The sequence below is a fragment of the Tabrizicola sp. genome (assembly GCF_022842145.1).
GTDB lineage: Bacteria > Pseudomonadota > Alphaproteobacteria > Rhodobacterales > Rhodobacteraceae > Tabrizicola.
Genome location: NZ_JALHQD010000008.1, coordinates 156,690 through 181,678 on the forward strand (window position 1 = coordinate 156,690; position 24,989 = coordinate 181,678).

The 24,989-nt window shown below is 66.2% G+C and carries 23 protein-coding genes; 13 read left to right on the plus strand and 10 right to left on the minus strand.

Going from position 1 to position 24,989, the window contains the following annotated elements:
• Positions 1-28: 28 nt before the first annotated feature.
• The 4 genes from Q0C42_RS17660 (at position 29) to Q0C42_RS17675 (ending at position 3,159) form a co-directional block, all read left to right on the plus strand.
• Entirely contained in the window at positions 29-919 is an 891-nt protein-coding gene (locus Q0C42_RS17660) for a PfkB family carbohydrate kinase (RefSeq protein WP_295079012.1), read from the plus strand.
• Entirely contained in the window at positions 916-1,485 is a 570-nt protein-coding gene (locus Q0C42_RS17665) for a DUF1349 domain-containing protein (protein ID WP_295079014.1), read from the plus strand. Before Q0C42_RS17660 ends, Q0C42_RS17665 begins: the two co-directional genes overlap by 4 nt.
• Positions 1,478-2,395, plus strand: coding sequence for a pseudouridine-5'-phosphate glycosidase (locus Q0C42_RS17670; RefSeq protein ID WP_295079017.1), 918 nt, complete (start codon positions 1,478-1,480; stop codon positions 2,393-2,395). Before Q0C42_RS17665 ends, Q0C42_RS17670 begins: the two co-directional genes overlap by 8 nt.
• An 80-nt stretch (positions 2,396-2,475) precedes the next feature.
• Positions 2,476-3,159, plus strand: a complete 684-nt coding sequence (locus tag Q0C42_RS17675) for a DUF502 domain-containing protein (RefSeq protein ID WP_295079020.1) — start codon at positions 2,476-2,478, stop codon at positions 3,157-3,159.
• Here Q0C42_RS17675 and Q0C42_RS17680 read toward each other — a convergent pair.
• Entirely contained in the window at positions 3,156-4,169 is a 1,014-nt protein-coding gene (locus Q0C42_RS17680; RefSeq protein ID WP_295079023.1) for a patatin-like phospholipase family protein, read from the minus strand. The genes Q0C42_RS17675 and Q0C42_RS17680 overlap by 4 nt on opposite strands.
• A complete protein-coding gene (locus tag Q0C42_RS17685) occupies positions 4,166-4,939 on the minus strand; it encodes a 3-hydroxybutyrate dehydrogenase (protein ID WP_295079211.1) in 774 nt (257 codons plus the stop codon). The genes Q0C42_RS17680 and Q0C42_RS17685 overlap by 4 nt, the downstream gene beginning before the upstream one ends.
• Before the next feature lie 360 nt (positions 4,940-5,299).
• On the opposite strand from Q0C42_RS17685, the gene Q0C42_RS17690 reads away from it, so the two are divergent.
• Entirely contained in the window at positions 5,300-7,018 is a 1,719-nt protein-coding gene (locus tag Q0C42_RS17690) for an extracellular solute-binding protein (RefSeq protein WP_295079213.1), read from the plus strand.
• A 14-nt stretch (positions 7,019-7,032) separates the two neighbouring features.
• The gene (locus tag Q0C42_RS17695) at positions 7,033-7,146 is read left to right on the plus strand and encodes an entericidin EcnA/B family protein (RefSeq protein WP_295079026.1); all 114 of its coding nucleotides are present in this window, start codon (positions 7,033-7,035) and stop codon (positions 7,144-7,146) included.
• 12 nt (positions 7,147-7,158) lie between these two features.
• Here the strand turns inward: Q0C42_RS17695 and Q0C42_RS17700 are convergent, their stop codons facing one another.
• Complete coding sequence (locus Q0C42_RS17700) at positions 7,159-7,386, minus strand: universal stress protein (protein ID WP_295079029.1); 228 nt, start codon at positions 7,384-7,386, stop codon at positions 7,159-7,161.
• Positions 7,365-8,000 carry an XRE family transcriptional regulator gene (locus Q0C42_RS17705; protein ID WP_295079031.1) on the minus strand — a complete coding sequence of 212 codons (636 nt, stop codon included), beginning with the start codon at positions 7,998-8,000 and terminating at the stop codon, positions 7,365-7,367. Before Q0C42_RS17705 ends, Q0C42_RS17700 begins: the two co-directional genes overlap by 22 nt.
• 64 nt (positions 8,001-8,064) lie before the next feature.
• Between Q0C42_RS17705 and Q0C42_RS17710 the strand changes: the two genes are divergently transcribed.
• From Q0C42_RS17710 to Q0C42_RS17720, 3 genes are read left to right on the plus strand one after another with little or no spacing between them, the layout of a single operon-like run.
• Positions 8,065-9,558 (plus strand): class I adenylate-forming enzyme family protein, encoded by a 1,494-nt coding sequence (locus tag Q0C42_RS17710; protein ID WP_295079034.1) that lies wholly within the window; start codon positions 8,065-8,067, stop codon positions 9,556-9,558.
• The gene (locus Q0C42_RS17715; protein ID WP_295079037.1) at positions 9,555-10,199 is read left to right on the plus strand and encodes a DsbA family oxidoreductase; all 645 of its coding nucleotides are present in this window, start codon (positions 9,555-9,557) and stop codon (positions 10,197-10,199) included. Before Q0C42_RS17710 ends, Q0C42_RS17715 begins: the two co-directional genes overlap by 4 nt.
• Positions 10,200-11,405 (plus strand): multidrug effflux MFS transporter, encoded by a 1,206-nt coding sequence (locus tag Q0C42_RS17720; RefSeq protein ID WP_367115747.1) that lies wholly within the window; start codon positions 10,200-10,202, stop codon positions 11,403-11,405. It begins immediately after the preceding gene.
• Here the strand turns inward: Q0C42_RS17720 and mfd are convergent.
• Together mfd and Q0C42_RS17730 are read right to left on the minus strand one after the other, a co-directional pair.
• The gene (mfd, locus tag Q0C42_RS17725) at positions 11,402-14,848 is read right to left on the minus strand and encodes a transcription-repair coupling factor (RefSeq protein WP_295079040.1); all 3,447 of its coding nucleotides are present in this window, start codon (positions 14,846-14,848) and stop codon (positions 11,402-11,404) included. The genes Q0C42_RS17720 and mfd overlap by 4 nt on opposite strands.
• 34 nt (positions 14,849-14,882) lie before the next feature.
• Positions 14,883-15,407, minus strand: a complete 525-nt coding sequence (locus tag Q0C42_RS17730) for a component of SufBCD complex (RefSeq protein WP_295079043.1) — start codon at positions 15,405-15,407, stop codon at positions 14,883-14,885.
• Positions 15,408-15,526: 119 nt separating this feature from the next.
• Between Q0C42_RS17730 and hemB the strand changes: the two genes are divergently transcribed.
• Positions 15,527-16,525, plus strand: a complete 999-nt coding sequence (gene hemB, locus Q0C42_RS17735; RefSeq protein WP_295079046.1) for a porphobilinogen synthase — start codon at positions 15,527-15,529, stop codon at positions 16,523-16,525.
• A 94-nt stretch (positions 16,526-16,619) separates the two neighbouring features.
• On the opposite strand, the gene Q0C42_RS17740 is transcribed toward hemB, so the two are convergent.
• Both Q0C42_RS17740 and Q0C42_RS17745 read right to left on the minus strand, forming a co-directional pair.
• Positions 16,620-18,716 (minus strand): ATP-binding protein, encoded by a 2,097-nt coding sequence (locus Q0C42_RS17740; RefSeq protein ID WP_295079049.1) that lies wholly within the window; start codon positions 18,714-18,716, stop codon positions 16,620-16,622.
• 64 nt (positions 18,717-18,780) lie between these two features.
• Positions 18,781-19,926, minus strand: a complete 1,146-nt coding sequence (locus tag Q0C42_RS17745) for an RsmB/NOP family class I SAM-dependent RNA methyltransferase (RefSeq protein WP_295079052.1) — start codon at positions 19,924-19,926, stop codon at positions 18,781-18,783.
• Between the two features lie 180 nt (positions 19,927-20,106).
• Between Q0C42_RS17745 and Q0C42_RS17750 the strand changes: the two genes are divergently transcribed.
• Positions 20,107-20,316 (plus strand): hypothetical protein, encoded by a 210-nt coding sequence (locus Q0C42_RS17750; protein ID WP_295079055.1) that lies wholly within the window; start codon positions 20,107-20,109, stop codon positions 20,314-20,316.
• A gap of 69 nt (positions 20,317-20,385) precedes the next feature.
• A complete protein-coding gene (locus Q0C42_RS17755) occupies positions 20,386-21,426 on the plus strand; it encodes a zeta toxin family protein (protein WP_295079058.1) in 1,041 nt (346 codons plus the stop codon).
• On the opposite strand, the gene guaB is transcribed toward Q0C42_RS17755, so the two are convergent.
• Positions 21,411-22,859: an IMP dehydrogenase gene (gene guaB, locus Q0C42_RS17760; RefSeq protein WP_295079061.1), complete on the minus strand. Its 1,449-nt coding sequence runs from the start codon at positions 22,857-22,859 to the stop codon at positions 21,411-21,413. The two genes, Q0C42_RS17755 and guaB, sit on opposite strands and share 16 nt — an antisense overlap.
• Before the next feature lie 202 nt (positions 22,860-23,061).
• Here guaB and Q0C42_RS17765 point away from each other — a divergent pair, with 202 nt between their 5' ends.
• Positions 23,062-23,760 (plus strand): type 1 glutamine amidotransferase, encoded by a 699-nt coding sequence (locus Q0C42_RS17765; RefSeq protein ID WP_295079064.1) that lies wholly within the window; start codon positions 23,062-23,064, stop codon positions 23,758-23,760.
• A 147-nt stretch (positions 23,761-23,907) separates the two neighbouring features.
• Here the strand turns inward: Q0C42_RS17765 and Q0C42_RS17770 are convergent, their stop codons facing one another.
• Complete coding sequence (locus Q0C42_RS17770; RefSeq protein WP_295079067.1) at positions 23,908-24,900, minus strand: tellurium resistance protein; 993 nt, start codon at positions 24,898-24,900, stop codon at positions 23,908-23,910.
• Positions 24,901-24,989: the final 89 nt, after the last annotated feature.

The following is a 24,989-nucleotide window of genomic DNA, read 5'->3' on the forward strand; positions in this document are numbered from 1 at the left end:
TCTTGCAGGCCGCGCGCCACAAGGGGCCATGACACCGGATATCCTCTGCATCGGCTCGGTCCTATGGGACATCATCGGCCGCTCTCCCACTTCGATGCGGCTTGGCTCGGACGTGCCGGGCCGGATCACCCGCCTGCCGGGCGGGGTCGCAATGAACATCGCGATGACGCTGCGGCGGTTCGGAATGACCCCTGCGCTTCTGACCGCCATCGGCCGCGACGCCGAGGGGGACGAGATCATCGCCGCCTGCGATCGGCTTGGGCTGGTGACGGGAACGGTCTACCGGTCTGACGACCTGCCGACCGACCGCTACATGGCGATCGAGGGTGCCAACGGCCTGATCGCCGCCATCGCCGACGCCCATTCGCTGGAGGCGGCCGGCGACAAGATCCTGCGCCCCCTCGCCGACGGGCGCCTGGGCACCGAAGCCGCCCCCTGGACCGGTCCCATCGCGCTGGACGGCAACCTGACCGAGGCGCTTCTAGCCGAGATCGCCGCCTCGCCGCTGTTCGCCGCTGCCGACCTTCGCGTCGCACCCGCCTCTCCCGGCAAGGCGGGGCGGCTCCTGCCGCTCCTCGACCATCCATCGGCGACGCTTTACGTGAACCTCGAAGAAGCCAACATCCTGAGCCGCAGCGAGACCGCCACCGCCCCCGAGGCGGCTCAGGCGCTGCTGACCCGGGGAGCGGGCCGGGTCCTCGTGACCAATGGCGGCGAGCTTGCCGCCGAGGGCCGCCGCGATGAGGGTGTGATCATGGGTCAGCCCCCCAAGGTCCTGGTGACCCGCGTCACCGGGGCGGGCGACACGTTCATGGCGGCGCATCTCGTGGCCGAACGCCGGGGCGCCACCCGGCAAGAGGCATTGGACGAAGCGCTGCGCGCGGCTGCCACCTATGTCTCGGGGGACATCGGGTCATGAGCTTTGCCGACATGACCTGGACGAACCCGCCGCCTGCGTCCCGGATCGACGGCGAGGCGCTGACCCTCACCACTGGCGACCGCACCGACTACTGGCGAAAGACCCATTACGGCTTCATCCGCGACACCGGCCACTTCCTGCATCATCCCGTCACCGGCGACTTCACCGCCGAAGTCACCATCGCCGCGCGATATGAGGCGCTGTACGACCAGGCGGGACTGATGCTGCGTCTGGACGAAACCCGCTGGGTCAAGGCGGGGATCGAATACACCGACGGCCAGCCGTTCTTTTCCACCGTCATCACCAACGACCGGTCGGACTGGTCCATCGTCGCCCTGCCCTTCGCCTCCGACCGCCTGCGTTTGCGCCTGACGCGCCACGACGACGCGATCCGCGTTCAGGTCCAGCGCCCGGACGGCAGCTGGCAGATGACTCGGCTTGGCTACCTTGAGGCTGGCCCGGCCCTGGTCGGCGTCATGGCCTGCTCGCCGGAACGCGCGGGCTTCACGGCCAGCTTTCACGACTACACCTGCGGCCCTGCCATAGATCGGACGCTTCATGATTGATCTGCCCCTCACCCTCTCGCCCGAAGTGGCCGAGGCTCGCGCCAATGGTGCGCCCATTGTTGCGCTTGAAAGCACGATCATCACCCACGGCATGCCATTCCCGCAGAATGTGGAAACAGCCCGCCGGGTCGAGGCCGAGATCCGCGCGCAAGGCGCCGTCCCCGCCACCATCGCGATCATGGACCGTCGCATCCATGTGGGCCTCACCGACGTGCAACTTGACGCCCTCGGGCAGGCCAAGTCCGTCGCCAAGCTTTCCCGTGCGGACCTTGCCGCCTGCCTTGCGACCGGCGGCATCGGAGCCACCACCGTGGCCGCCACGATGATCTGCGCCCACCTCGCCGGGATCCATGTCTTTGCCACCGGCGGGATCGGGGGGGTCCACCGGGGGGCCGAAACCAGTTTCGACATCTCCGCCGACCTGCGCGAACTGGCTGAAACCCCGGTCACCGTCATCGCTGCCGGGGCCAAGGCGATCCTCGATCTGCCGAAGACGCTGGAGTATCTTGAAACGCTCGGCGTCCCCGTCATCGCCTACGGTCAGGACGACTTTCCCGCTTTCTGGTCGCGGACCTCGGGTCTGAAGGCCCCGCTCCGGATGGACACTGCCGCCGACATCGCCGCCGCCCACCGGATGCGCGCCCGCCTTGGCCTGCCTGGCGGCCAACTTGTAGCCAACCCGATCCCGGCAGAGGCAGAGATTCCCAAGGCCGAGATTACACCGCATATCGAAGCAGCCCTGGCAGAGGCAGCCGCGAGGGGCATCGCCGCCAAGGCCGTCACGCCCTTCCTGCTGCAGCGCATCTTCGAGCTGACCGAGGGCCGATCGCTGACCGCAAACATCGGTCTGGTGCTGAACAACGCCCGCCTTGGCGCGGCGATTGCCCGCGAACTGGCCGCAGCCACCTGAAATTCCTGTGTTTGCCCGCGCTTGCCATTGCACTGCGCCGGGCGGACCACCTAGATAGGTGGCGAAGGGGACAATCTCACGTGACCGAACCGCATTCGCCCCACCGTCGCGGCTTTCTGGCCAGCTTGCGCGCCAGCTTCCTGACGGGCCTTGTCGTCGTGCTGCCGATCGGCCTGACGATCTACATCGTCTGGGCCTTCATCGGCTGGCTGGACGGCTGGATCCTTCCGCTGATCCCCGCCACCTATCAACCCGACGCCTTGATCGGCCGCTGGTTCGGTCCGGAATACGAATTTCCGGTCCGCGGTGTCGGCGTTCTGGTCTTCCTGATCGTCACCATCATCATCGGCTGGCTTGCCAAGGGCCTGATCGGTCGTTCCGTCATCCGCTCGGGCGAGAACCTGGTGGAACGGATGCCCGTCGTCCGCTCGGTCTATTCCGGGATCAAGCAGGTGGCCGAGACCTTCTTCAACAAGAAGGACAAAAGCTTCGACAAGGTCGTTCTGGTGGAATTCCCCCGCGCCGGGTCCTGGGCGCTTGGCTTCATGTCGACCCGGCCGAGGGGCGAGCTTGCCGAACGTCTTGCAGCCCTTGGCCCCGACATGTCCGCAGTCTTCGTCGGCTTGACGCCCTTTACCAGCGGGATGCTCCTGTTCGTGCCGACCAAGGACCTGATCGTAATGGACATGGGCGTCGATGACGCGGCCAAGCTGATCGTCTCGGGCGGGCTGGTCTATCCGGTGCCGAAAGAGCCGCTGATCTAGCCCAGAAGCGTCCGCAGGTCCGCGCTTGGCTCCTGCCCGATCTTCGCGCCGCCTTCTGCCAAAAACCGCTCGGCCGCCGCCCGTCCCGCAGTCTTCAGTCGGTTCAGCAGCGTCGGCGTTGGCGACAGCTTGGAATCCGCAGACAGCTCGTTCATCAGCCCGTCGTCCGCGATCATGTGGATGTTCACTTCCTTCATCTGCCCGCGCTCCATCCGGCCCTCGGCGATCAGGCGCCGGACGAAGTTGATGGCGCGCAGCTCGCCCAGAAGACCGGCATTGAAGCTGATCTCGTTGATGCGGCTTTGAATTTCCAGCGGCGTGTCGGGGATGCTTTCGGTCCGCATCGGGTTGATCGACACCACCACCACATCATCCGGCAGATCGGGCTCGTACAGCGGAAACAGCGCCGGATTGCCGGAGAACCCGCCGTCCCAGTAAGCCTCGCCGTCGATTTCGACCGTCTGGAACACCGTCGGCAGGCAGGCCGAGGCCAACAGTGCCTCCGGCGAGATCTGGCTGCCGTGAAAGACCTTGATCTTGCCGGTTCGAACGTTGGTGGCACTCACGAACAGCCTTGGGCCCGCCTCTGCGCAGACATGGGTGAAGTCCAGGTCACGGACCACCGGCTCCAGAGGATTGGTCCAGCGTTTGCCGAAAAGGTAGGGCGAATAAAGCTGCGCTGCGACCCCGTGCGGCGAGAATGGCAGGACGGCGGCACCGGCGGTCTGCCAGAAACGGATCGCGGGCAGGAATGGCGCGATCCAGGGCAGCATCCGGAAATCCCCGATCTCGCCCACCTGTTGCCAAAGCCGGTCCAGCCGGGCCTTCGCTCCGGCACGCCCGCCCGCCAGCATCCCGGCCTTCAGCGCGGCCCCGTTCAGCGCCCCGGCCGAGGCGCCGGAAATCCCGGCAATCTCCAGGTCCTCCTCCTCCAGCAGCCGGTCGAGCACCCCCCAGGTGAATGCCCCATGGGCGCCACCGCCCTGCAGGGCCAGGCTGACCCGCCTCACAGCGCCGTCCATCCACCATCGACGCTGATCGTCGTGCCCGTCACCTGATCCGCCGCAGAGGAACACAAATACACGGTCGTCCCACCGATCTGTTCCACCGTCGCAAACTGGCGCGAGGGCTGGCGGAGCAGCATCACCTCGCGGATCACTGTCTCGCGGTCCATCCCGTGCACCTTCATCTGCTCGGGGATCTGCGCCTCGACCAAGGGGGTCAGCACGTAACCCGGGCAGATCGCGTTGCAGGTGATCCCCTGCCCCGCCGTCTCCAGCGCCACGGTCTTCGACAGACCCACGACGCCGTGCTTGGCTGCGATATAGGCCGACTTGAACGGGCTTGCCGTCAGCCCGTGCGCGCTGGCTACGTTGACGATCCGCCCCCAGCCTTTGGCCCGCATCCCAGGCAAGGCCGCAGCCGTGGTGTGGAAGGCCGACGACAGGTTAATCGCAAGGATCGCATCCCACTTTTCAACCGGGAACTCGTCAATCGGACTGACGAACTGGATGCCCGCATTGTTCACCAGGATGTCGCAGCCGCCTGCCTTCTCGATCAGGCCCCGGCACTCCGCCCCCTTGGACATGTCCGCCGGAAGGTAGCGCGCCGCCACCCCGTGCCGCGCGCCCAGCTCGGCCGCCAGCTCATGATCCTCGGGCCGGTCGGTGAAGCTGTTCAGAATCACCTCGGCGCCGGCCGCCGCCAGTGCCTCCGCGACACCCAAACCGATTCCCGAATTCGACCCGGTGATGATCGCCCGCTTGCCACCCAGCGTCATGCCGTCCTCCAAATGCTGCACCTGCAAAAGGATCATACGACCCCTTCGGTTCCGGATTCCAGTCTGAAGGCATAAAAAAACGCCGGCGCGAAGCCGGCGTTAAGTCTTTGAGGCAGGTTTCATACAGGCAAGAAACCTATCGAGCAGTACAGTCTTTATAGTCCCCTCTCCGCCGATGGCCAAGCTAAAAGTTTGAATTGATTCAATCTCCGTCCTAGTCTGCGGCCACACAACCGCTGGATAGGGGAGCATCACGGGATGGGACGGGAAACGAGCGCCGGTTTGCGCAGGTTCGGGCTGACGGCCGCACTGGCCCTTTTTGCCGCAGGCGCTCAGGCGGAACCGATGCACGGCATAGCTATGTATGGCGAGCCTGCTCTCCCCCCGGATTTTGTGTCCCTGCCGCAGGTGAACCCCGACGCACCCAAGGGCGGCACCTACCGCTGGGGCGAGGCGGGCAGCTATGACAGCTTCAACCCCTATGTCACCAAGGGCCGCCCCGCGATTGGCATTTCGACCCTTACCGTCGAGACGCTGATGGGCCGGAACTATGACGAGGCCTTCTCGCTGTACGGGCTTCTGGCCGAATCGATAGATACCGACGAGGGCCGGACCTACGTCGAATTCACCCTGCGACCCGAGGCCCGATTCTCTGACGGCTCCCCCGTGACGGTCGACGACGTGATGTGGTCGATGGAAGCCCTGGGCACCCAAGGCAACCCGCGCTACGCCGCCGCGTGGAAGAAGATCGCTTCGATGGAAAAGACCGGCGACCGCTCCATCCGCTTTACCTTCAACGTCGAGGACCGCGAACTGCCGCTGATCCTTGGCCTGCGCCCGATCCTGAAAAAGGCCCAGTGGGAGGGCAAGGACTTCGCCGAGGCGACGATGGAGGTCCCCATCGGTTCGGGGCCTTACGTGCTGGACACCTCCGAACTTGGCGTCCAGGTCACCTACAAGCGCAACCCCGACTGGTGGGGCAAGGACCTGCCCTTCAACCGCGGCCAGTGGAATTTTGACGAGATCCGATACGACTATTACGCCAACCCGCAGGCGATCTTCGAAGCGTTCAAGGCGGGCCAGGTTTCTGCCTACCGCGAGGCGAACGTGGCCAAGTGGCAGTCCTCCTACGACTTCCCCGCGGTTGCCTCCGGCGACGTGATCAAGGCCGAAATCCCGCACGGCCGTCCCTCGGGGATCGAGGGATTCGTGATGAACACCCGAAAGCCGATCTTTGCCGATTGGCGCGTGCGCGAGGCGCTGATCCTGGCCTTCAACTTCGAATTCATCAACCAGACCCTGAACGCGGGCGTCCTGCCCCGCATCCCGTCCTACTTCGGCAACTCGTTCCTCGCGATGGACCCCGGCAATCCGGCCGAGGGGCGCGAGCTTGAACTATTGCAACCCTTCGCCGCCGAACTCCCCCCCGGTGCGATCGAAGGCTATGCGCTCCCCGTCGCCGAGGGGGACCAGACCAACCGCAAGAACATCCGCGCTGCCACGAAACTCTTGGAGGAGGCTGGCTGGACCGTGGGCGATGACGGCATGCTGAAGAACGCCAAGGGCGAGCCCTTCGCCTTTGAGATCCTCCTCGTTACAGGTCAGGACGAGATGGGCTCGGCCGCCGAGGTCTATATCGAGGCGCTGAAGGCGCTAGGCATCCAGGCGACGCTGACCAAGGTCGACGACGCGCAGTACAAGGATCGCACCACGAACTACGACTTCGACATGACCCACTACATCCGGTCGCTGTCCTTGTCGCCCGGCAACGAACAGCTGCTCTACTGGGGCGCCCCCGGCGTCACCGAACCCGGCACCCGCAACTGGATGGGCGTGAACTCCCCCGCCGTCGAGGCGATGATCGCCGCCATGCTGAAAGCCCCGAACGCGGACGAATTCACCTCTGCGACCAAGGCGCTGGACCGCGTGCTGACCTCGGGCCGCTACGTGATCCCGATCTGGTACTCCGACCTTTCCCGCTTGGCTTACTCCTCCGACCTGAAGTATCCCGAAAAGATACCGCTTTACGGGGACTGGACGGGCTTTCTGCCCGACACCTGGTGGGCGCAGGCAAAGTGAAGAGGCAAAGAGCAATGAAGAAACTGGCACTTCTGGCCGTCCTGGCGGCCTTGGCTGGCTGCAACACCATCGCGGGCGTGGGCGAGGATGTCTCGGCCGGCGCACGCACGGTGCAGGACGCGTTCTGACGGCGCGGCCCCTTAACCGGGGGCCGCTTCTCCTGCCAAAGCCGGCCCGGTTTCGCTCGCCCCGCGTTCCGGCAACCTGATCACCGTGACCGAGCAATGCGCCTCGGCCACCACCTGGGCCGAGACGGACCCCAGGTAGCGCCGCGTCGACGAATGGCCGCGTGCGCCCATCATGATATGGTCGACCTGGTTCGAGGTCGCATAGGCACCCGCGCCGATCAGACCAGAGACGTGACCCACAGAAGCGACGCATCCTCTTCCGACAGGCTGATCACGTTGTGCCCCATCGCCGCGTCGTAATAGGCGCTGTCGCCGCGGCGCAGCTCCACCGGCTCGTAGAACTCGGTGTAAAGCCGGATCACGCCGGTCAGCACATACAGGAACTCCTCGCCGTCGTGCCGGACCCAGCCGTCGAACTCTTCCAGCGACCGCGCCCGGACCACCGCACGGTAGGGCAGCATCTGCTTCTTGGTCAGATGCTCTGCCAGAAGCTCGTGCTCGTAGGTGACAGTCGCCTGGGACTGCCCCTCGCCGGCCTTGGTGACCGCCATCCGTCCCATGACCTGCTGCTTCGACGGCGGCGTGAAAAGCTGCGGCACGGAAATCGCCAGCCCACCGGCCAGCTTTTTCAGCGCATCATAGGTCGGGCTCATCTGCCCGTTCTCGATCTTGGACAGGGTGGACCGCGCCAGTCCCGCCCGGTTGGCCGCCTCCTCCAGCGTCCAGCCCAGCGATCGGCGCAGTTCCCGCACCCGCTCACCCAGGTTCAGTGGCTCGACAGAGACCTCGCCGCCCGGGCCGTTCTTGGCCTCGCGCGCAACGCGGATCATGCTTTTCGGGTCGGTCAGGGCCATGATCCCCGGATAGTGCAGCCGCCCTGCGCTTGCAACTGCCGCGCGGGCCTCCTACCCCTTGCGGATGCTCTCCGAAATCGACACCCGCCCCTTTCCCACCGCGCCCCCGGCCTTCAACCTCGCCGGTCATGTCCTGGCCCGCGCCAACCGCCTGCAGAAACCCGCCCTGACCATTCTTCACGCCGAAAGTGACGAAACGCTCACCTACGCCGACCTCCTCCGCCTGACCCAAGGCTGCGCCACCGCGCTCCTTGCCCTGGGCCTTGGCCCCGGAGACCGCATCCTCCTCCGTTTCGGCAACACCCTCGCCTTTCCCGTCCTCTATCTGGGGGCTATCTGGGCCGGCCTCGTTCCCGTCCCGACCTCCGCCGCCCTGACGGTGGCCGAGATCACCAAACTTGCCGCGCTCGTCCAGCCCAGCCTCGTCGCCGCCGAGCCGGGCATCCGCCTCCCCGACCACCCGGCTCCGCTCCTCACCCCCGACCTCGCCCGCTGGTCCACCCTCGCCCCGGCCTCCCTCCACCTCGGCGACCCGAACCGCGAGGCCTATGTCATCTTCACCTCAGGCACTTCGGGCAGCCCGATGGCCGTCAGCCACGCCCACCGCGCCATCCTTGCCCGCCAGACCATGCACCAGCACTGGGAAGGCCTGACCGAGACCGACCGCTTGCTCCATGCGGGAGCGCTCAACTGGACCTACACCCTGGGCACCGGTCTTCTGGACCCCTGGACCCTCGGCGCCACGGCGCTGATCCCGGCAAGTGGTACCCCGGCCAGCCAGTTGCCCGCCCTGATGGCGCGCAGCCAGGCCACCATCCTTGCCGCCGCCCCCGGCATCTACCGCCAGCTGCTGCGGACCGAAATGCCGCCCATGCCCCACCTCCGCCACGGCCTCTCCGCCGGTGAGGCGCTTCCCCGATCCCTCCGCACCCAGTGGCGCGAGTGCTCGGAAACCGACCTCCACGAGGCCCTCGGGATGTCTGAAGTTTCGACCTACCTCTCCGGTTCCCCCAGCCGGCCCGCGCCTTTGGGCACGTCGGGCTACCCGCAACCCGGCCGCCACATCGCGGTCCTTGATGACGCGGGGAACCCTGTCCCGCGTGGCGCGGCAGGAGAGCTTGCCGTCGCCACCGCCGACCCCGGCCTCATGCGCCACTATCTCGGCCACCCGCCGCCGCAGGGCCAATGGTTCCGCACCGGCGATGCAGCCGTGATGGCGGACGACGGCGCCGTTACCCACCTTGGCCGCAAGGATGATCTTCTGAACGCCGGCGGCTTTCGCGTTTCGCCCGCCGAGATCGAGGCCGCCTTTCACGACCTGCCCCTCACCGGTTGCGCCGCGACCCAGGTGGAACCCGCTCCGGGAACGACGATCCTGGCGCTCTTCTACGAAGCCCCCTGCGAAATCGCCGTCCCGACCCTGCAGGAATGCGCCGAAAAGACCCTTGCCCGCTGGAAACAGCCAAGGCACTACCAGCGCCTTGACGCCCTGCCCCGAACCGGCACCGGCAAGCTGATCCGCAAGGCGCTGGCCGCCCACTACAGGAGACCCGAATGATCCCCGCACCGATCCGCCTGGACATCTTCTCCGATCCGGTCTGCCCCTGGTGCTATGTCGGCAAGGCCAACCTTGATCGCGCGCTTGCACAGCACCCTGACCATCCCTTCGCGATCCAGTGGCATCCGTTCCAGCTCAACCCCGACATGCCGGCCGAAGGTGTCGCCAAACGCGCCTACCTGGAACAGAAATTCGGCGGCAAGGCGCGCGTCGACGCCGTCCACGAACGGCTGCGCGAGTCTGCCCGCGCGGCAGGCGTCGAGATGGACCCGGACAAGCCGCAGCGGATGCCGAACACGCTGGATGCCCACCGCCTGATCCACTGGGCCGGGATCGAGGCCGTGCACTCCGCAGTCGTCACCGCCCTGATGCGCGCCTACTGGGTCGAGGGCCGCGACATCGGAGACCACGCCATCCTCGCCGACATCGCCGCCGAAAACGGGATGGACCGCGGGGCCACCTTGCGTCTCCTGCAATCCCAGGCGGACGCAGACGACATCCTCGCCCGCGACCAGGATGCGCGCCAGAAGGGTGTGACCGCCGTCCCGACCTTCCTTATTGCCCAGCAATACGTCGTCTCCGGCGCGCAGCCGGTCGAGACCTGGGACAAGGTCATCGCCGAACTGACCGGCCAGGCCTAAGTGACCCAGACCCGCCCCTCGCAGACCGAGTTCGTGGCGCTTGTCGCCATGCTTTTCGCCACCATCGCGATCTCGATCGACGCGATGCTGCCCGCCCTGCCCGAGATTGCAGCCACCCTCTCGCCCGACGCTCCGAACGCGGCCCAACTCGTCGTGACCAGCTTCGTCCTCGGCATGGGCATCGGGACGCTGTTCACCGGTCCCCTCTCGGACGCCTTCGGCCGCAAGCGCGTGATCCTCGTCGGTTCCGGCCTTTACGCCCTGGCGGCCCTTGCCTGCTATTTCGCGCCCAGCCTTGAAATCCTTCTCGCCGCCCGTCTCCTTCAGGGCCTTGCCGCCGCCGCCCCGCGCACTGTGGCGATCGCGATGGTGCGCGACCTTTATTCGGGCCGCGAGATGGCCAAGATCATGTCCTTTGTCATGATGATCTTCACCATCGTCCCAGCCTTGGCCCCCCTGATGGGCCAGGGGATCATCGCCTTGGGCGGCTGGCACTCGATCTTCCTTGCCTACATCCTCTTTTCCGGTCTCTGCATGCTTTGGCTCGGTCTTCGCCAGCCCGAAACCCTGCCCTTGGACAAGCGCCGCCCGCTTCACCTTGGCGACCTCTGGGCGGGCACCAAAGAGCTTTTCACCCTCCGCATCGTTCTGGTTTCCACCCTGTTGCAGACCCTGACCCTCGCCGCCCTGTTCGCCACGCTTTCCTCGCTGCAAGGCATCTTCGAACGCCAGTTCGACCGGGCCGAGAGTTTTCCCCTCTGGTTCGCCCTCATTGCCGTCGCCTCGATGTCCGGAAGCCTGCTGAACAGCCGCATCGTGATGTCGCTGGGCATGCGGCGCGTCGTCACCCGCACCTATGCGGGCGTGCTGATCCTGTCGCTGATCGCGCTGGCGACCCTTGGCAGCGTACTTCTGCAGGGCAACCTCAGCTTTGCGATGCAAATGCTTTGGTGCATTGGCATTTTCTCGATGATGGGCCTCACGATGGGCAACCTGAACGCCCTTGCGATGGAGCCGGCTGGCCGCATTGCCGGCCTTGCCGCCTCGGTGATTGCTTCGGCCGCCACCGTGGGTTCTGTGATCCTCGCCATCCCCGTGGGCCTTGCTTTCGACGGCACCTCGACGCCGCTTCTGCTCTGCGTCACCGTCCTTGTGGCGCTCTGCCTGATCCTGTCGCTGAAGACCCTGGGCGAGCCGCGGGCCTAGCCCTTCCGGCCCGCCTTAACCACTTCCGCCAGATCACGCGCGATGTTGAACGCGCCCTTGATCCGGTCGGCTTCGGTCTTCATCTCGCCGTTCAGCACTATCTTGTTGCCGTTGACCCGCGCGGCAGGCCCCTGGGCCTTCAGGAAATCCACCAGCCCCGCCGGATTGGCGAACTTGTCGTTGTGGAACTGGATCGTCGCCCCCTTCGGCCCCGCGTCCAGCTTCGATATCCCCGCCCGCTTGCACATCGCCTTTATCCGGACGATCAGCATCAGCGTGTTGACCTCCTTCGGCAGCGGTCCGAACCGGTCGATCAGCTCGGCCGCAAACCCTTCAAGCTCGACCTTCGTCGTCAAGCTGGACAGCCGCCGGTAAAGCCCCAGCCGGATGTCGAGATCGGGGATGTACGTCTCGGGGATCATGACCGGAACACCAAGGTTCAGCTGCGGCGACCAGTCGTCGTCAATGCTGGAAAGTCCCTGCAACTCGCCCGATTTGATTCTGGCGATCGTTTCCTCCAGCATGTGCTGGTAAAGTTCGTAGCCGACTTCCTTGATGTGCCCCGACTGCTCCTCGCCCAGCAGGTTCCCCGCCCCGCGCAGGTCCAGGTCGTGGGAGGCAAGGTTGAACCCCGCCCCAAGACTGTCGAGGCTCCCCAGCAACCGCAGCCGCTTCGTGGCTTGCGGCGTCAACGGCGCACGGGGCTTCGTCGTCAGGTAACAATAGGCCCGCGTCTTCGACCGGCCCACCCGTCCCCTGATCTGATACAGTTGAGACAGCCCGAACATATCCGCACGGTGGACAATCATCGTGTTCGCGGTGGGAATATCCAGCCCGCTTTCAACAATCGACGTGGCGACCAGCACGTCATACTTGCCGTCGTAGAACTGGTTCATCCGGTCATCCAGATCACCGGCCGCCAGCTGCCCGTGGGCGATGACATAGGAGGCTTCCGGAACCTGGGTCTTCAGGAAGTCCTCGATCTCCGGCAGATCGGAAATCCGCGGCACGACATAGAACGTCTGCCCACCCCGGAACCTCTCCCGCAGGATTGCCTCGCGGATGGTGATTGTATCGAATTCGGAAACGTAGGTCCGGATCGCCAGCCGGTCGACCGGGGGCGTCGCAATGATCGACAGGTCACGCACCCCGGTCAACGACAGCTGCAGGGTGCGCGGGATCGGCGTCGCGGTCAGCGTCAGCACATGCACCTCCGACCGCATCTCCTTCAGCCGCTCCTTGTGCGTCACGCCAAAGTGCTGCTCTTCGTCGATGACCAAAAGGCCCAGCTTCTTGAAGGTGATCCCCTTCGCCAGCAGCGCGTGCGTTCCGACGACGATGTCCACCGACCCATCCGCCATCGCCGCCCGCGTCGCATTGGCCTCCTTCGTCGAAACAAACCGAGACAAGGGCTTGACTGAAATTGGAAATCCACGAAACCGCTCGGCAAAGCTGCGGTAGTGCTGGCGGGCGAGCAGCGTCGTCGGACAGATTACCGCCACCTGCATCCCCGACAGCGCCGCCACGAAAGCCGCCCGCATCGCGACCTCGGTCTTGCCGAAGCCCACATCGCCCACCACCAGCCGGTCCATCGGCGAACCCTTTTCCAGGTCCGCCACCACGTCGGCAATCGCCGTCAGCTGATCGTCGGTCTCCTGATAGGGGAACCGCGCCGCAAAGGCCTCCCAGATCGAATGTGGAGCCTCCAGAACCGGCGCGTGGCGCAAGGCGCGTTCCGCCGCGACCCGCATCAGCCGGTCGGCAATCTCCTTGATGCGCTCCTTGAGCTTGGCCTTCTTCGCCTGCCACGCCCCGCCGCCCAGCCGGTCCAGCAAGCCTTCCTCATGCCCGTAGCGGCTAAGAAGCTCGATGTTCTCGACGGGCAGGTAAAGCTTGGAATTTTCGGCATATTCCAGCATTACACAGGCATGAGGGGCACCCAACGCCGTGATCGTCTCGATCCCCAGATAACGCCCCACGCCATGTTCGACATGTACCACCAGGTCGCCTACGCTCAGCGTGTCGACCTCGCGCAGGAAGTTGTCGGCCTTCCGCTTCCGGCGCGGCTTGCCGACCAACCGTTCGCCCAGCACGTCCTGTTCCGAGATCACCGCAAGGCCGGGGGCCACGAACCCCGCCTCCAGCGGCCAGACCACCAGGAACAACCCGCCCTTGCCCTCGGGGATGTCGCGGAAATCGGTGATTTCCTTCGCCCCGGTCACGCCGTTGTCGACCAGAAGACCCTTCAACCGCTCCCGCGCACCGTCCGACCAGGACGCGATGATCACCTGCCCGGTCTTCGTAAGTGCCTGAACATGATCGGCCAAAGCACCGAAAAGATTGATCTTCTCTTGCTGGCGTTCGGGTGCGAAGTTCCGTCCGGCCCGCGCGCCCGCGTCCAGAACGCCCGGACCCGGGCTTTGCTGCAAGGGCGACAACTGCACCAGGCGCGATGCGACCAGCGCCGCCTCCCAGCCCGCGTCGTCCAGATACAACTCCTCGGCCGGCACCGGCTTGTAGACGGAATCGATCCGCCCCTTCGCCCCCATCGCCTCGTGCCGCGAATCGTAGCTGTCCGCGATGCCGTCCCACCGCGACAGCCGGGCAGCCGTCACCTGGTCGTCCAGAAGGACGTACGCACCCGGCAGGTAATCGAACAGCGTCTCCAGCCGCTCATGGAAGAAGGGGAGCCAATGCTCCATCCCCTGGTGCTTCCGGCCGGCGCTGACGGCTTCATAGAGCGGGTCGTCGGTCCCCGCCGCTCCAAAGCTGATCCGATAGTTCTGCCGGAACCGCGCGATCGCAGCCTCGTCGAGAATCACCTCGGAAACGGCGGAAAATTCGACCCTTTTCAGTTTTTCCGTTGTCCGCTGGGTCTCGGGATCAAACCGCCGAGCTCCGTCCAGAACGTCGCCGAAGAAGTCCAGCCGGATCGGCCCCCGCGGGCCCGGCGGGAAGATGTCGATGATTCCGCCCCGCAACGCGTAATCGCCAGGCTCGGCCACGGTGGAAACCGGCGTGAACCCCATCCGCGCCAGGAAGCCCTTCAGCCGTTGCTCGTCCACCCGGCTACCGACATCCGCGCGGAAGGATGCCGCTCGCACCACCTCGCGCGTCGGGACCTTCTGGGTGGCCGCGTTCAGCGTCGTCAAAAGGACGAATGGCCCGCGCAATCCGTCGGCCAGAAGGGCCAGGGTCGCCATGCGCCGGGCCGAGATCTCGGGATTGGGGCTGACCCGGTCGTAGGGCAGGCAATCCCAGGCGGGAAAGTCCAGCACCGCAACCTCGGGAGCCATCACCGCCAGCGCGGCGCGCATCGCCTCGGCCCGCTTGTCATCGCGCGCGACATGCACCACGGGCTGGCCTCGCGACAATTCGCGGACCAATATCCGGGCATCGAAGCCCTCGGGCGCACCGCCCATCAAGATGCGTTCGGCTGTCATCGGTTCCGAAGTGTCAGGGGCAGTTGCGGCCCGCTCAGTTGAGGATCGACACGCTGATGTTCTGCCAGGTGCCATAGAAGGCGGTGACGGTGATTGCCAGCATCCCGATCACCTGGACCACCCGACGATGAATGGTAAGCCTGCGAAAAAGTGCCTCGCCCGTTGCCGCCTCGGCGACGATCCGCCTGCTCGCGCGTACGCTGAAGAAGACGACCAGCAGCAGCGGCGCGAACAGAAGAACGACGGCTTGCGCAAACTCGATGTCGTACCAGAAGCCAAGGACGATCAAAGCCGTCAGCCAGAACGCCGAAAGCGCCACCATCAGCATCGCGCCGCTGTCGACGATGTTCAGCAGCCGATTGATGTTGATCCGCACCAGGTCCTCGACATCGGCCTGCGCCTGTCCACCCTCGCGCCGGGCGCGCTGGATCAAGTCGTGCGGCACGCCCAGCACCCAGTGGCTGACCGAAGACCACAGGGCCGCTAGGGCGATCCAGTACCACAAATTGGAAAACGACCTCAGGTCGATGACTTCCAGCGCCGTATCCAGGACATCCAACCGTCCGGTCTCCTTCGTCTATCACCGTGCCACGCATAGATAACTTGAGGCGGCTCTCTTTCCATGTCAGGCAGAAGGGAAAGCCGCAAGCCCCTTGATCGGGCAGGAAGGAGCCAGCCATGCAACCCACCCAAGCGCCCTACCCTCTGGGCCGGTTCCGGCGCCTGCGGCGGAGCCCCGCCCTTCGGTCGCTGGTGCAGGAAAACACGCTGACGGCAGGTGACCTGATCTGGCCGGTGTTCCTGTGCGACGGGGTGAACCAGCGCCAGCCGGTGGCCTCGATGCCCGGGGTCGAGCGGCGTTCGCTCGACCTTGTGGTCGAAGCCGCAGCCGAAGCCTGCGATCTGGGCATCCCGGCGATCTGCCTTTTTCCCTACACCGACCCCTCGCTGAAGACGGCGACCTGCGAAGAGGCCTGGAACCCCGAGAACCTTACGAACCGGGCAATTCGCGCCATCAAGGCGCAGGTGCCCGACATCGCCGTGATGACCGACGTGGCGCTGGACCCCTACAATGCGCATGGTCATGACGGGCTGGTGGTCGACGGGATCATCCTGAACGACGAGACGGTCGAGGCGCTGGTCCGGATGGCACTGGCCCAGGCCGATGCGGGGGCCGACATCCTGGGGCCGTCGGACATGATGGACGGCCGGATCGGCGCGATGCGGGCCGCACTGGAGGCGGCGGGTCACAAGGACACGTCGATCCTCTCCTATGCCGCGAAATACGCCAGCGCCTTCTACGGCCCGTTCCGCGATGCCGTGGGGGCGTCGGGGGCGCTGAAGGGCGACAAGAAGACCTACCAGATGAACCCCGCCAATTCCGACGAGGCGATCCGACTGGTCGCCCGCGATCTGGCCGAAGGCGCGGACATGGTGATGGTCAAGCCGGGGATGCCCTATCTCGACATCTGCCTGCGCGTGAAGGAGACCTTCGGGGCCCCCACCTTCGCCTACCAGGTCTCGGGCGAATACGCGATGATCCAGGCGGCGGCGCAGAACGGCTGGATTGACGGCGAGAAGGCGATGGTCGAAAGTCTGATGGCCTTCAAGCGCGCGGGCTGCGACGGCATCCTGACCTATTTCGCCCCCGCCGTGGCAAGGCTTCTGCGCGGCTAGGGCCGGTCGGTTCCGCCGGGACCCAAATTCCTTAAGCAAGGAATTTGTCAAATTTCTTCCGCAAGAAATTTGGTCCCGGTGGTCTCGGAGGCACTCAGCTCAACAGCCCCTGCACCGTGTTCGTCAGGTCGTTCAGCGAAAACGGCTTCGGCAGGAAAACCGAATTCGGCACCCGGGCCTGGTCCTCGGCCAACCCGTCCTCGGCGTAACCGGACATGAAGACCACCTTCACGCCCGGCCGATCCAGATGCGCGCGCCGGACCCAGGCCGGGCCGTCCATTCCCGGCATCACCACGTCGGTTACGAAGAGATCGACGTGAAGCGTCTTGTCGTCCAGCTTCGCCAGCGCCTCCTCGGCATTTGCGGCCTCCAGCACCGTGTAGCCGCGCAGGGTCAGCGCCCGGCTGGCGAAGGCGCGGACCGAGGCCTCGTCCTCGACCAAGAGGATCACGCCCTCTCCCTGCTTGGCCACCAGCCGCTTCATCTCGGTCGCCGGAGCCTGTTCCTCGCCCTCGTAGACCGGGAACAGCAGCGAGAATGCAGTGCCTTCGCCCACCACCGAATCGACGAAGATGAACCCGCCCGACTGCTTGACGATGCCGTAGGCCATCGACAGGCCCAGCCCGGTTCCCTCACCGACGCGTTTGGTGGTGAAAAACGGCTCGAAGATCTGCCGCAACTGGTGTTCAGGAATGCCGATCCCGCGGTCGATCACCCGGATCACCGTGTAGTCACCCGCCGGAACGGTGGCCCGGTCGCGCTGCATGTCCTCAGTCAGTGTGACGGGCTCGGTCTCGATCCGGATGCTGCCACCGTTCGGCATCGCATCGCGCGCATTGACCACCAGATTGATCAGCACCTGCTCGATCTGCCGCTTGTCCGCGCGGATCTTGCCCAGCACCTTGCCAACCTCGCGGCCCGGATGGCCCAGCGACAGTTCCACCTTGTCAACCATCAGCCGGTTCAGAAGATGCGTCAGGTCCGCCAGCACATCCTCAAGGTCAAGCACTTCGGGGTTCAGCGTCTGCTTGCGGGAAAACGCCAGCAACTGCCCCACCAGCGACGCTGCCCGGTTGGCGTTCTGCCGGATCTGTTCCAGGTCCGCGAAATCACTGTCCTCCCGACCGTGGCGCAAGAGCAAAAGGTCGCAATGACCAGAAATCGCAGTCAGAAGGTTGTTGAAATCATGCGCGATGCCCCCCGCCAGCTGGCCGATCGCCTGCATCTTCTGGCTTTGCGCGAACTGCGCTTCCATAGTCTTCAGCCGCGTCGCATCGTTCAGGATCGCCAGTCCCCCTGGCCGCCCGCCATCAACGTAGCGGCGCAGGGTGATCTGCAGGAACCGCTCTTCCTCGCCACGAACCCGCAGCACTTCCGAGCCGCCCGGATGCTGCCCTGCCGCCACATCGGCCAGCCATTCGGACACCGGCCGCCCCAACCCCTCGAACAGGTCGTGGAACATCGCCGCCCGGATATCGCCCTTCCACATCAGCTCGCGCGCGGCATGGTTGGCGATCCGCATTACCCCGTCGGGGCCGAAGGTCATGATCGCGACCGGCACTTCCTCAAGATCGCCGCCAACCGCGACCGCCGGCGCGCGCTCGCCCCGGTCGGGCAGCTGCCCATCCCCCGCCAGATCCACTTCGTCCGCGCGCCAGAAGAAGCGATCGGCGCTGGCGCGGTGCACGGTCAGGCGCAGGACCTGGCCATGTCCGGGCAGATCCTCGCGCGCCGAGCCGGTTGCATCGGCCGCAGCCTGCAGGCGCAAAAGCAGCTCTCCGGGGCTGAGGACGTGCCGCTCAAGCGCCCGGTGAAGGTCGGTCACCTCCGCCCCGAACCGGGTTTCGGCGGCAGCGTTGCGCAGGATCATCCGGCCTTGGGCGTCAGTCAGAAAGCAGGGGGCCGGATCATCGGCCATCAACTGAAAGGCCAGCAGGTTCTGATCCTCGACCCGCCGCTGTCGCAAACGGTCCCTCGCGGCCAGCCCAAGCGCCAGCGCCAGCAGCACCAGTCCCGGCAAAAGACCGATCGGGCCGGTGTCGCGCAGGGCCAGCGCCCAGACAAGGATCAGGACCAATCCCGACCCTGCCACCGTCAGCAGCACAGTCCGCCCGACGCGCTCTCCTTGCACCCCACTCGTCAAACCAACCCCCGACAGATACCGACCTGATTGCCAGCCAGGTGAAACCATCGCCGGACAAGGTTAATCCACTGTTAACTTGAGCGGGCAGCAAGCTCAGGTTGCATTCGGGATGTCAACTTCTCTGTAGAAGTGCAAGGTAGAAGCCGTCGCCGCCCTCCAACGGTGTGAAAGCGTGGTCGCGCTGCAACCGCCAGCCCTCATGGCGCGCAAGGAACGCATCAACCTGCCCCCGATTCTCCCGGTGCAGAAGCGAGCAGGTGGCATAGGCCAGCCAGCCTTTGCCGCGCAGCATCGGCGCGACCTGATCCAGGATCGCCGCCTGTGTCGCCTGCAATCGGTCCAGCGTCTGCCCGGTCAGCCGCCACTTGCCCTCGGGATCGCGCCGCCAGCTGCCCGAGCCAGAGCACGGCGCATCGACCAGCACCAGGTCATAGGGGGCCTGCGTCTCGGGGCTGCCGATCACCGCAACCTTCACGCCGGCCCGCTCGGCCCGCACCGGCAGATCGGCCATGCGACCGGGGTTCACGTCATGCGCCAGAAGTTTCAGCCGTGCCTGTGCCGCCATTGCCAGGGTCTTGCCGCCGCCGCCCGCGCAATGGTCCAGCACCTTCATTCCGTCGATCAGCGGCAGCGCCGCGACCACCGCCTGCGACGAGGCATCCTGCAATTCGACCAGCCCCGTGCGATAGGCCTCCGACGCGTGGATCTTGCGGGCGTTCTCGGTGACCTCCAAAGCCGTCGCGGCCAGTGGATGGGGTTGCGCCGCAATTCCCTCCGCCGCCAAAGCCGCCAGGGCGCCGGCTACGTCGGTTCGCCGGAGGTTCACCCGCAGGAACACCGGCGCGCGCGACCGCATCGCCTCGGCCACCGCCTCGAAACGCGGACCAAGGCTTTCCCGCAGCTCCGGCAAAAGCCAGTCCGGCACATCAAGCCGCTCTTCTGCGGTGGGCTCACGCCCGGCATCCTCGGCCGTCGGGATCGCCGGGGCATGGCCCTCGCCGGTGAACAGCACCTCCTGCCCTGCCACCCGCATCAGGCCCAGCACAAGGCCGCGTCCGGTAAGCCCACCCCCCAGCGCCGCCGCCGAAACCCGCTGCCGCAGCGCATCATATACAAGGTCGCGCACCGCGGCCCGGTCGCCGGACCCCGCAAAGCGGCTGGCCCGCCCCCAATTGGTCAGCGCCTTTTCCGCAGGCTCGCCCGTCAGAACGCGGTCGAGGACGCCGATTGCCGCCGCCAGTCTTGCCGAGGGAGTCATCTGGTCACCACCATGCCGCCAAGACTGCGTGATCCTTCGTTTTGCACGCCCCGGCAAGCCGGAAAGACCTGCGGGTCCGGCATTTGTGCCACGCCGCAGCAAGGATCGGCGTCGCGCCGTTGACAGACAAAGGCTCATAACATCATTCTCCATGCATATGTTCGGATATGGAGTTTTCTGGTGAACAAGACCCTGACCGCGACACTTGTCGCCGCACTCGCCGCCCCCGCCTTCGCCGGAGGTCCGGTGCTGCTTGAAGACACCGAGGTCGTGGCGGAACGCCCGGCCTCCAACATCCTCATCCCGCTTCTCGCGGTGGTTGCCATCGGGCTGCTGATTTCGTCCGGCGATGATGACGAGCCTGTGCAGCCGACCTGCACTAGCTGCTAAGTGCCTTGGGGCATCCCGTAACAGAAGGCCGTCGCGACGCCGACGGCCGTCGTCTGCGTATCGAGCCAATTGGCTGAGGAACCGGATTGGGATGCGGTCTATCTTGACCGCATCCATCCCGCTTTCGCGGTCGCGGGTGGCGGAAATGCTGTCCCCCGGTGCATCTTCGTCACCGGCCACCAGGGCGCCGGCAAGACCACCACGCTCCACCGGCTTCTGGCTGAACTCGGTCCCGAGCGCACGCAACGGATCGAACCCGACGCCCTTGTCGCAAGCCTTGACTGGCTCGATGTAGCCAACCCAGTCGCGACGTCAGTACGCGAGGCCTACGGCCGAACCCATTGCGCCACCCACTGCCAGCTCCTTGCCGACCACGCCGTAGCGCAGCGCGCGCACATCCTGTGGGAACGCGCCATTCCCGGCAATATCGAGCGTCTCGCGATTGCGCTCCGCCAACTGGGCTACGGGGTCGAATGTCTGGTGCTTGCCACCCCGGTCGAGGAAAGCTGGCTTGGCGCCCTGGGCCGAAGCTTGGCAGCCCTTGACGCGGGTGAGACAAACGCGATGCGGATCGGCTGGCCCATGGTTCGCGAAACCGCCCTGCGCTGGCCCGCCGTGCTGGACCGCATCGAACAGGACCTGACCTTCGACCGCGTCGCCATCGTGGACCGCGCTGGCGAGATTTGCTTCGAAAACCATGTCGCAGGCCCGCCCGAGCAGCGGAACTGGGCGGAAACCCCCTTCGCCTTCGAATCCCTGATGGTCGAACGCGCCCGCCCCCGGACCGAAGCCGCCCTCGCCGCCCTCACGTCAATCTGGAAGACGCTTCATCCCCGCCTCGAAGCCGCAGGTCATCCCGCCTGGCCGGCCGAAGACCTCCAGGCCTTCGACGCCCACCTGCGCGCCCTGGTCGCCGATCCGGCCAGCCGTTTCGACCTGAATGCCCCCGGCGACGACAAAGCCGCGGCCGCAGCATGGATCGCCCGCCTGGACCGCGATCTGGCCGCCGTCCGGTGCAGCCCCGAGGTCAGGGACCAGCCCGCACTTGCACCCCGGTCCGCCCGCCTCCTGCAGCTTGTCGCCCAGGTTGCCGGTCAGCCGACCCGGTAGTTCGGGCTTTCCCGCGTGATCTGCACGTCATGCACGTGGCTCTCCTTCAGCCCCGCACCGGTGATCCGCACGAACTGGCACTGTGACCGCATTTCGGCCACGGTTGCACAGCCGGTGTAGCCCATCGCCGCGCGCAGGCCGCCAACCATCTGATGAATGACCGCCGCCGCGGATCCCTTGTAGGGCACCTGACCCTCGATCCCCTCGGGCACCAGCTTGTCGGACGCCGCATCCTTCTGGAAATACCGGTCCGCCGAGCCGCGCGCCATCGCGCCAAGGCTGCCCATGCCGCGGTAGGCCTTGAACGACCGCCCATTCCACAAGATCACCTCGCCCGGAGATTCGTCCGTCCCCGCAATCGCCGAGCCGACCATCGCACAGGACGCCCCGGCGGCAATCGCCTTGGCGAAATCGCCGGAATACTTGATCCCGCCGTCCGCGATCACCGGGATATCCCCCGCAGCCCGCGCCGAATCCATGATCGCGGTCAACTGAGGCACCCCGACCCCTGCCACGATCCGCGTCGTGCAGATGCTGCCAGGCCCGATGCCGACCTTCACCGCATCCGCGCCCGCGCCGATCAGCGCCCGTGTCGCCTCGCCCGTGGCAACGTTGCCCGCCACCACCTGCACAGTGTTCGACAGCCGCTTGATCCGCTCGACCGCCCGGGCCACGCCCTCGGAATGCCCGTGCGCGGTATCGATCACCACCAGGTCCACGCCAGCGTCGATCAGGGCCTGCGACCGCTCGAAGCCCGCATCGCCGACCGTGGACGCCGCCGCGACCCGCAGCCGCCCCAACTCGTCCTTGCAGGCCTGCGGGTTCAGGACCGACTTCTCGGTGTCCTTCAAGGTCAGCAGTCCCGTCAGCTTGCCCGACCCATCCGTCACCAGAAGCTTCTCGATCCGCCGCGCCTTCATCAGGCTGATCGCCTCGGCCCGGTCGATGGGTTCGCGCAGCATGGCCAGGTTCTCGGAGGACATCATCACCCGCACCGGGGTCTTGTCGTCCGAGGCAAAGCGCATGTCCCGGTTGGTCACGATCCCCAAGACCCGGCCCGCCTCGTCCACCACCGGAAAGCCGGTGATCGAATAGCGTTCCATCAGCGCCTTCGCGTCGGCCATCGTCTGGTCGGGCGTCAGCGTGATCGGCTGATAGACCACACCCGACTCGAACCGCTTCACCCGCCGCACTTCGCGCGCCTGGGTTTCAGGGTCGAGGTTGCGGTGGATCACCCCGATCCCGCCCGCCTGCGCCATCGCGATCGCCATCCGGCCTTCGGTCACCGTATCCATCGCGCTCGACAAGAGCGGGATGTTCATCCGGATCGCCTTGGTCACGAAGGTCGCGGTATCGGCATCCGACGGCAGGACGCTCGATGCTGCGGGCACCAAAAGCACGTCATCAAAGGTGAGAGCCTCACGAATCTCCATGGGTTTTCCCTCCGGGAGCAAGCCTCGTTTGGCGGTTCCCCTTTTCACGGCCCGCCTTGGGACGCAAGGGAAAAAAGACCCGCCGGGCCCCTGCCAACTGCGGCAACCGGGGGCGTCCCGCACCCTTCCAATGCGGGCCCATCGCTCCACCCTTGCGCCCGCCGCCGCCCCATGCAGATTGGCACCAAAGCCCGAGGACCCCATGCGCGTCGCCATCGTCGAGAATACCCGGATCACCCACCACGGCCAGGTCGGCGTCGCGCTGCACGAAGAGGCCGCGCTGATCGACCTGTGGAAACCCTGGTCCGACAATGCGCTGCCCACGACCGACGAAAGCGACGCGCTGGTCGTCTTCGGCGGCGAGCAATCCGCGACCGACGACCACACCCATCCCTACCTGCCCGCCCTGGCCGACCTGATGGCCGCCTATACCCAGGCCGGCAAACCCGTCCTTGGCATCTGCCTCGGCTCCCAGCTTCTCGCCCGCGCCTTCGGTGCCGAAAACCACCTCGGCACCGCGCCCGAGTTCGGCTGGGTCGACGTCACCCTCACCGAGGCGGGCCGCGCCGATCCCGTCCTGTCGCAGGTGCCTGACACCTTCCCGATCTTCCAGTGGCACTCCGATACCTTCACGCTGCCGGAAGGGTCGGTCCATCTGGCCCACAGTGCTACGGCCCATCACCAGGCCTTCCGCATCGGCCGCGCGACCTATGGCACCCAGTTCCATTTCGAAGCCAGCCGCAGCGTGGTCCGGGACTGGACCCGGACCTTCCCCGACCTCACCGAACGGATGCAGCCCGGCTGGACCACCGCGCACCCCGGCATCGCCACCACCCGCGGCGCCGAAGCCGACAGCCACGGCCTTGTCCTCGCCCGCGCCTGGGTCAGCCTCATCCTCTGATCCCGCCCTTCATCTTTGTCCAAATATCCCCGCCGGAGGCACGTCCGAGCCTTCTGCGCGCCCTTCGCGCGCGGAAGGCGAGACAAAAGCCTTGCGCGTCAGCGCTCCATTTCGAAACCGCCTGCTCCGGGTGCGGCGTCGCGCGTCTCAGGCTTCCGCGGCGTTGGTGACCGCGGCCAGCCTGCCACCCGGCCAGCGTTTCAGCACCCACCAGGCAATCGCCGGGATCACCACCAGTCCGGCCGCCGTGAGTGCCAGCCCCGGCCAAAGCCAGCCGCCGCCTGCCACCAGCATGGCACTTGCCAGGGCCGCCAGCGGAAAGGTGAAGGCCCCCCAAAGCGGCGTCAGACCGGATTGCGTCACCCAGCGTCCCCCCGTCAGCAGGAGGAGCCCGTAAACCGTCCCCAGCCCCAGAAACAGCGCCGCTAGCACCGGCTTGCCCAGCAGTCCCGCCACCAGCGCCAGCAGTGCCGCCGGGGCCAGATGGATCGCCAGCAGGGGCCGCAGCGGCGCAGGCGGCACTGCTCCCGCGAACTGTTTCAGGCTCAGTCCCCAGATCGCCACCGCGACCGGAATGACCGCCCAGAACAGCGCCTCGGCCAGCAACGGCCACCCCAGCGCGAGGGCCGGTCCCGCCGCGACGATGAAACCGACGAGACTCAGATGCAGCGTCGGGTTCACCGCCCGGCTTTCCGGTGGCAGGCTGCGCAGAAGCCGCACCAAAGCAAGCGCCAGTACCGCGTGGCACGCCAGCGAAAGCACAAGCAGAACCGAGGCCACCGACGGGCTGTAGCTTGTCATCAGCCCCGCCCCCGCCATCCCGCCCATGGTCAGCGCCGCCAGCCCGGATCGCCCCGGCAGGACCCGCAGATCCTCCATCACCACCCCGGGCCGCCGCGCGATCTTCCCGGCGTAAGCCACTGCGGCAAAAGCCCAAAGCGCCACCACCAGCCCAGCCGCAAGGTCCGCCGGCCCCATGTCCCAACCCATCCGCCCCAGTCCCAGCCGCAAGGCGGCGACCAGGCCCAGAAGCCCCAGGATCGACGGAAACACCGCCGGAGGCGTCTTCGCGAACAGCTTCGCCCGCCGCGGCGGAAACTCCGGCGGCGGATAGCGCTTCGGGCGCGGCTCAAGGGTCATGCGGGCCTCCTGGCGGACAAAGTCATGGTTAAGCCATACTGAACGCCCACGCCCAAGTCCTTGATCTTCCTCAACCCGCCAGCCCCGCC

Coding starts and splice junctions, on each gene's coding strand:
- Q0C42_RS17660 (WP_295079012.1), top strand. CDS start 29: ATGACACCGGATATCCTCTGCATCGGCTCGGTCCTATGGGACATCATC.
- Q0C42_RS17665 (WP_295079014.1), top strand. CDS start 916: ATGAGCTTTGCCGACATGACCTGGACGAACCCGCCGCCTGCGTCCCGG.
- Q0C42_RS17670 (WP_295079017.1), top strand. CDS start 1,478: ATGATTGATCTGCCCCTCACCCTCTCGCCCGAAGTGGCCGAGGCTCGC.
- Q0C42_RS17685 (WP_295079211.1), bottom strand. CDS start 4,939: ATGACGCTGGGTGGCAAGCGGGCGATCATCACCGGGTCGAATTCGGGA.
- Q0C42_RS17690 (WP_295079213.1), top strand. CDS start 5,300: ATGTATGGCGAGCCTGCTCTCCCCCCGGATTTTGTGTCCCTGCCGCAG.
- Q0C42_RS17695 (WP_295079026.1), top strand. CDS start 7,033: ATGAAGAAACTGGCACTTCTGGCCGTCCTGGCGGCCTTGGCTGGCTGC.
- Q0C42_RS17705 (WP_295079031.1), bottom strand. CDS start 8,000: ATGGCCCTGACCGACCCGAAAAGCATGATCCGCGTTGCGCGCGAGGCC.
- Q0C42_RS17710 (WP_295079034.1), top strand. CDS start 8,065: ATGCTCTCCGAAATCGACACCCGCCCCTTTCCCACCGCGCCCCCGGCC.
- Q0C42_RS17715 (WP_295079037.1), top strand. CDS start 9,555: ATGATCCCCGCACCGATCCGCCTGGACATCTTCTCCGATCCGGTCTGC.
- mfd (WP_295079040.1), bottom strand. CDS start 14,848: ATGACAGCCGAACGCATCTTGATGGGCGGTGCGCCCGAGGGCTTCGAT.
- hemB (WP_295079046.1), top strand. CDS start 15,527: ATGCAACCCACCCAAGCGCCCTACCCTCTGGGCCGGTTCCGGCGCCTG.
- Q0C42_RS17740 (WP_295079049.1), bottom strand. CDS start 18,716: ATGGTTTCACCTGGCTGGCAATCAGGTCGGTATCTGTCGGGGGTTGGT.
- Q0C42_RS17745 (WP_295079052.1), bottom strand. CDS start 19,926: ATGACTCCCTCGGCAAGACTGGCGGCGGCAATCGGCGTCCTCGACCGC.
- guaB (WP_295079061.1), bottom strand. CDS start 22,859: ATGGAGATTCGTGAGGCTCTCACCTTTGATGACGTGCTTTTGGTGCCC.
- Q0C42_RS17765 (WP_295079064.1), top strand. CDS start 23,062: ATGCGCGTCGCCATCGTCGAGAATACCCGGATCACCCACCACGGCCAG.
- Q0C42_RS17770 (WP_295079067.1), bottom strand. CDS start 24,900: ATGACCCTTGAGCCGCGCCCGAAGCGCTATCCGCCGCCGGAGTTTCCG.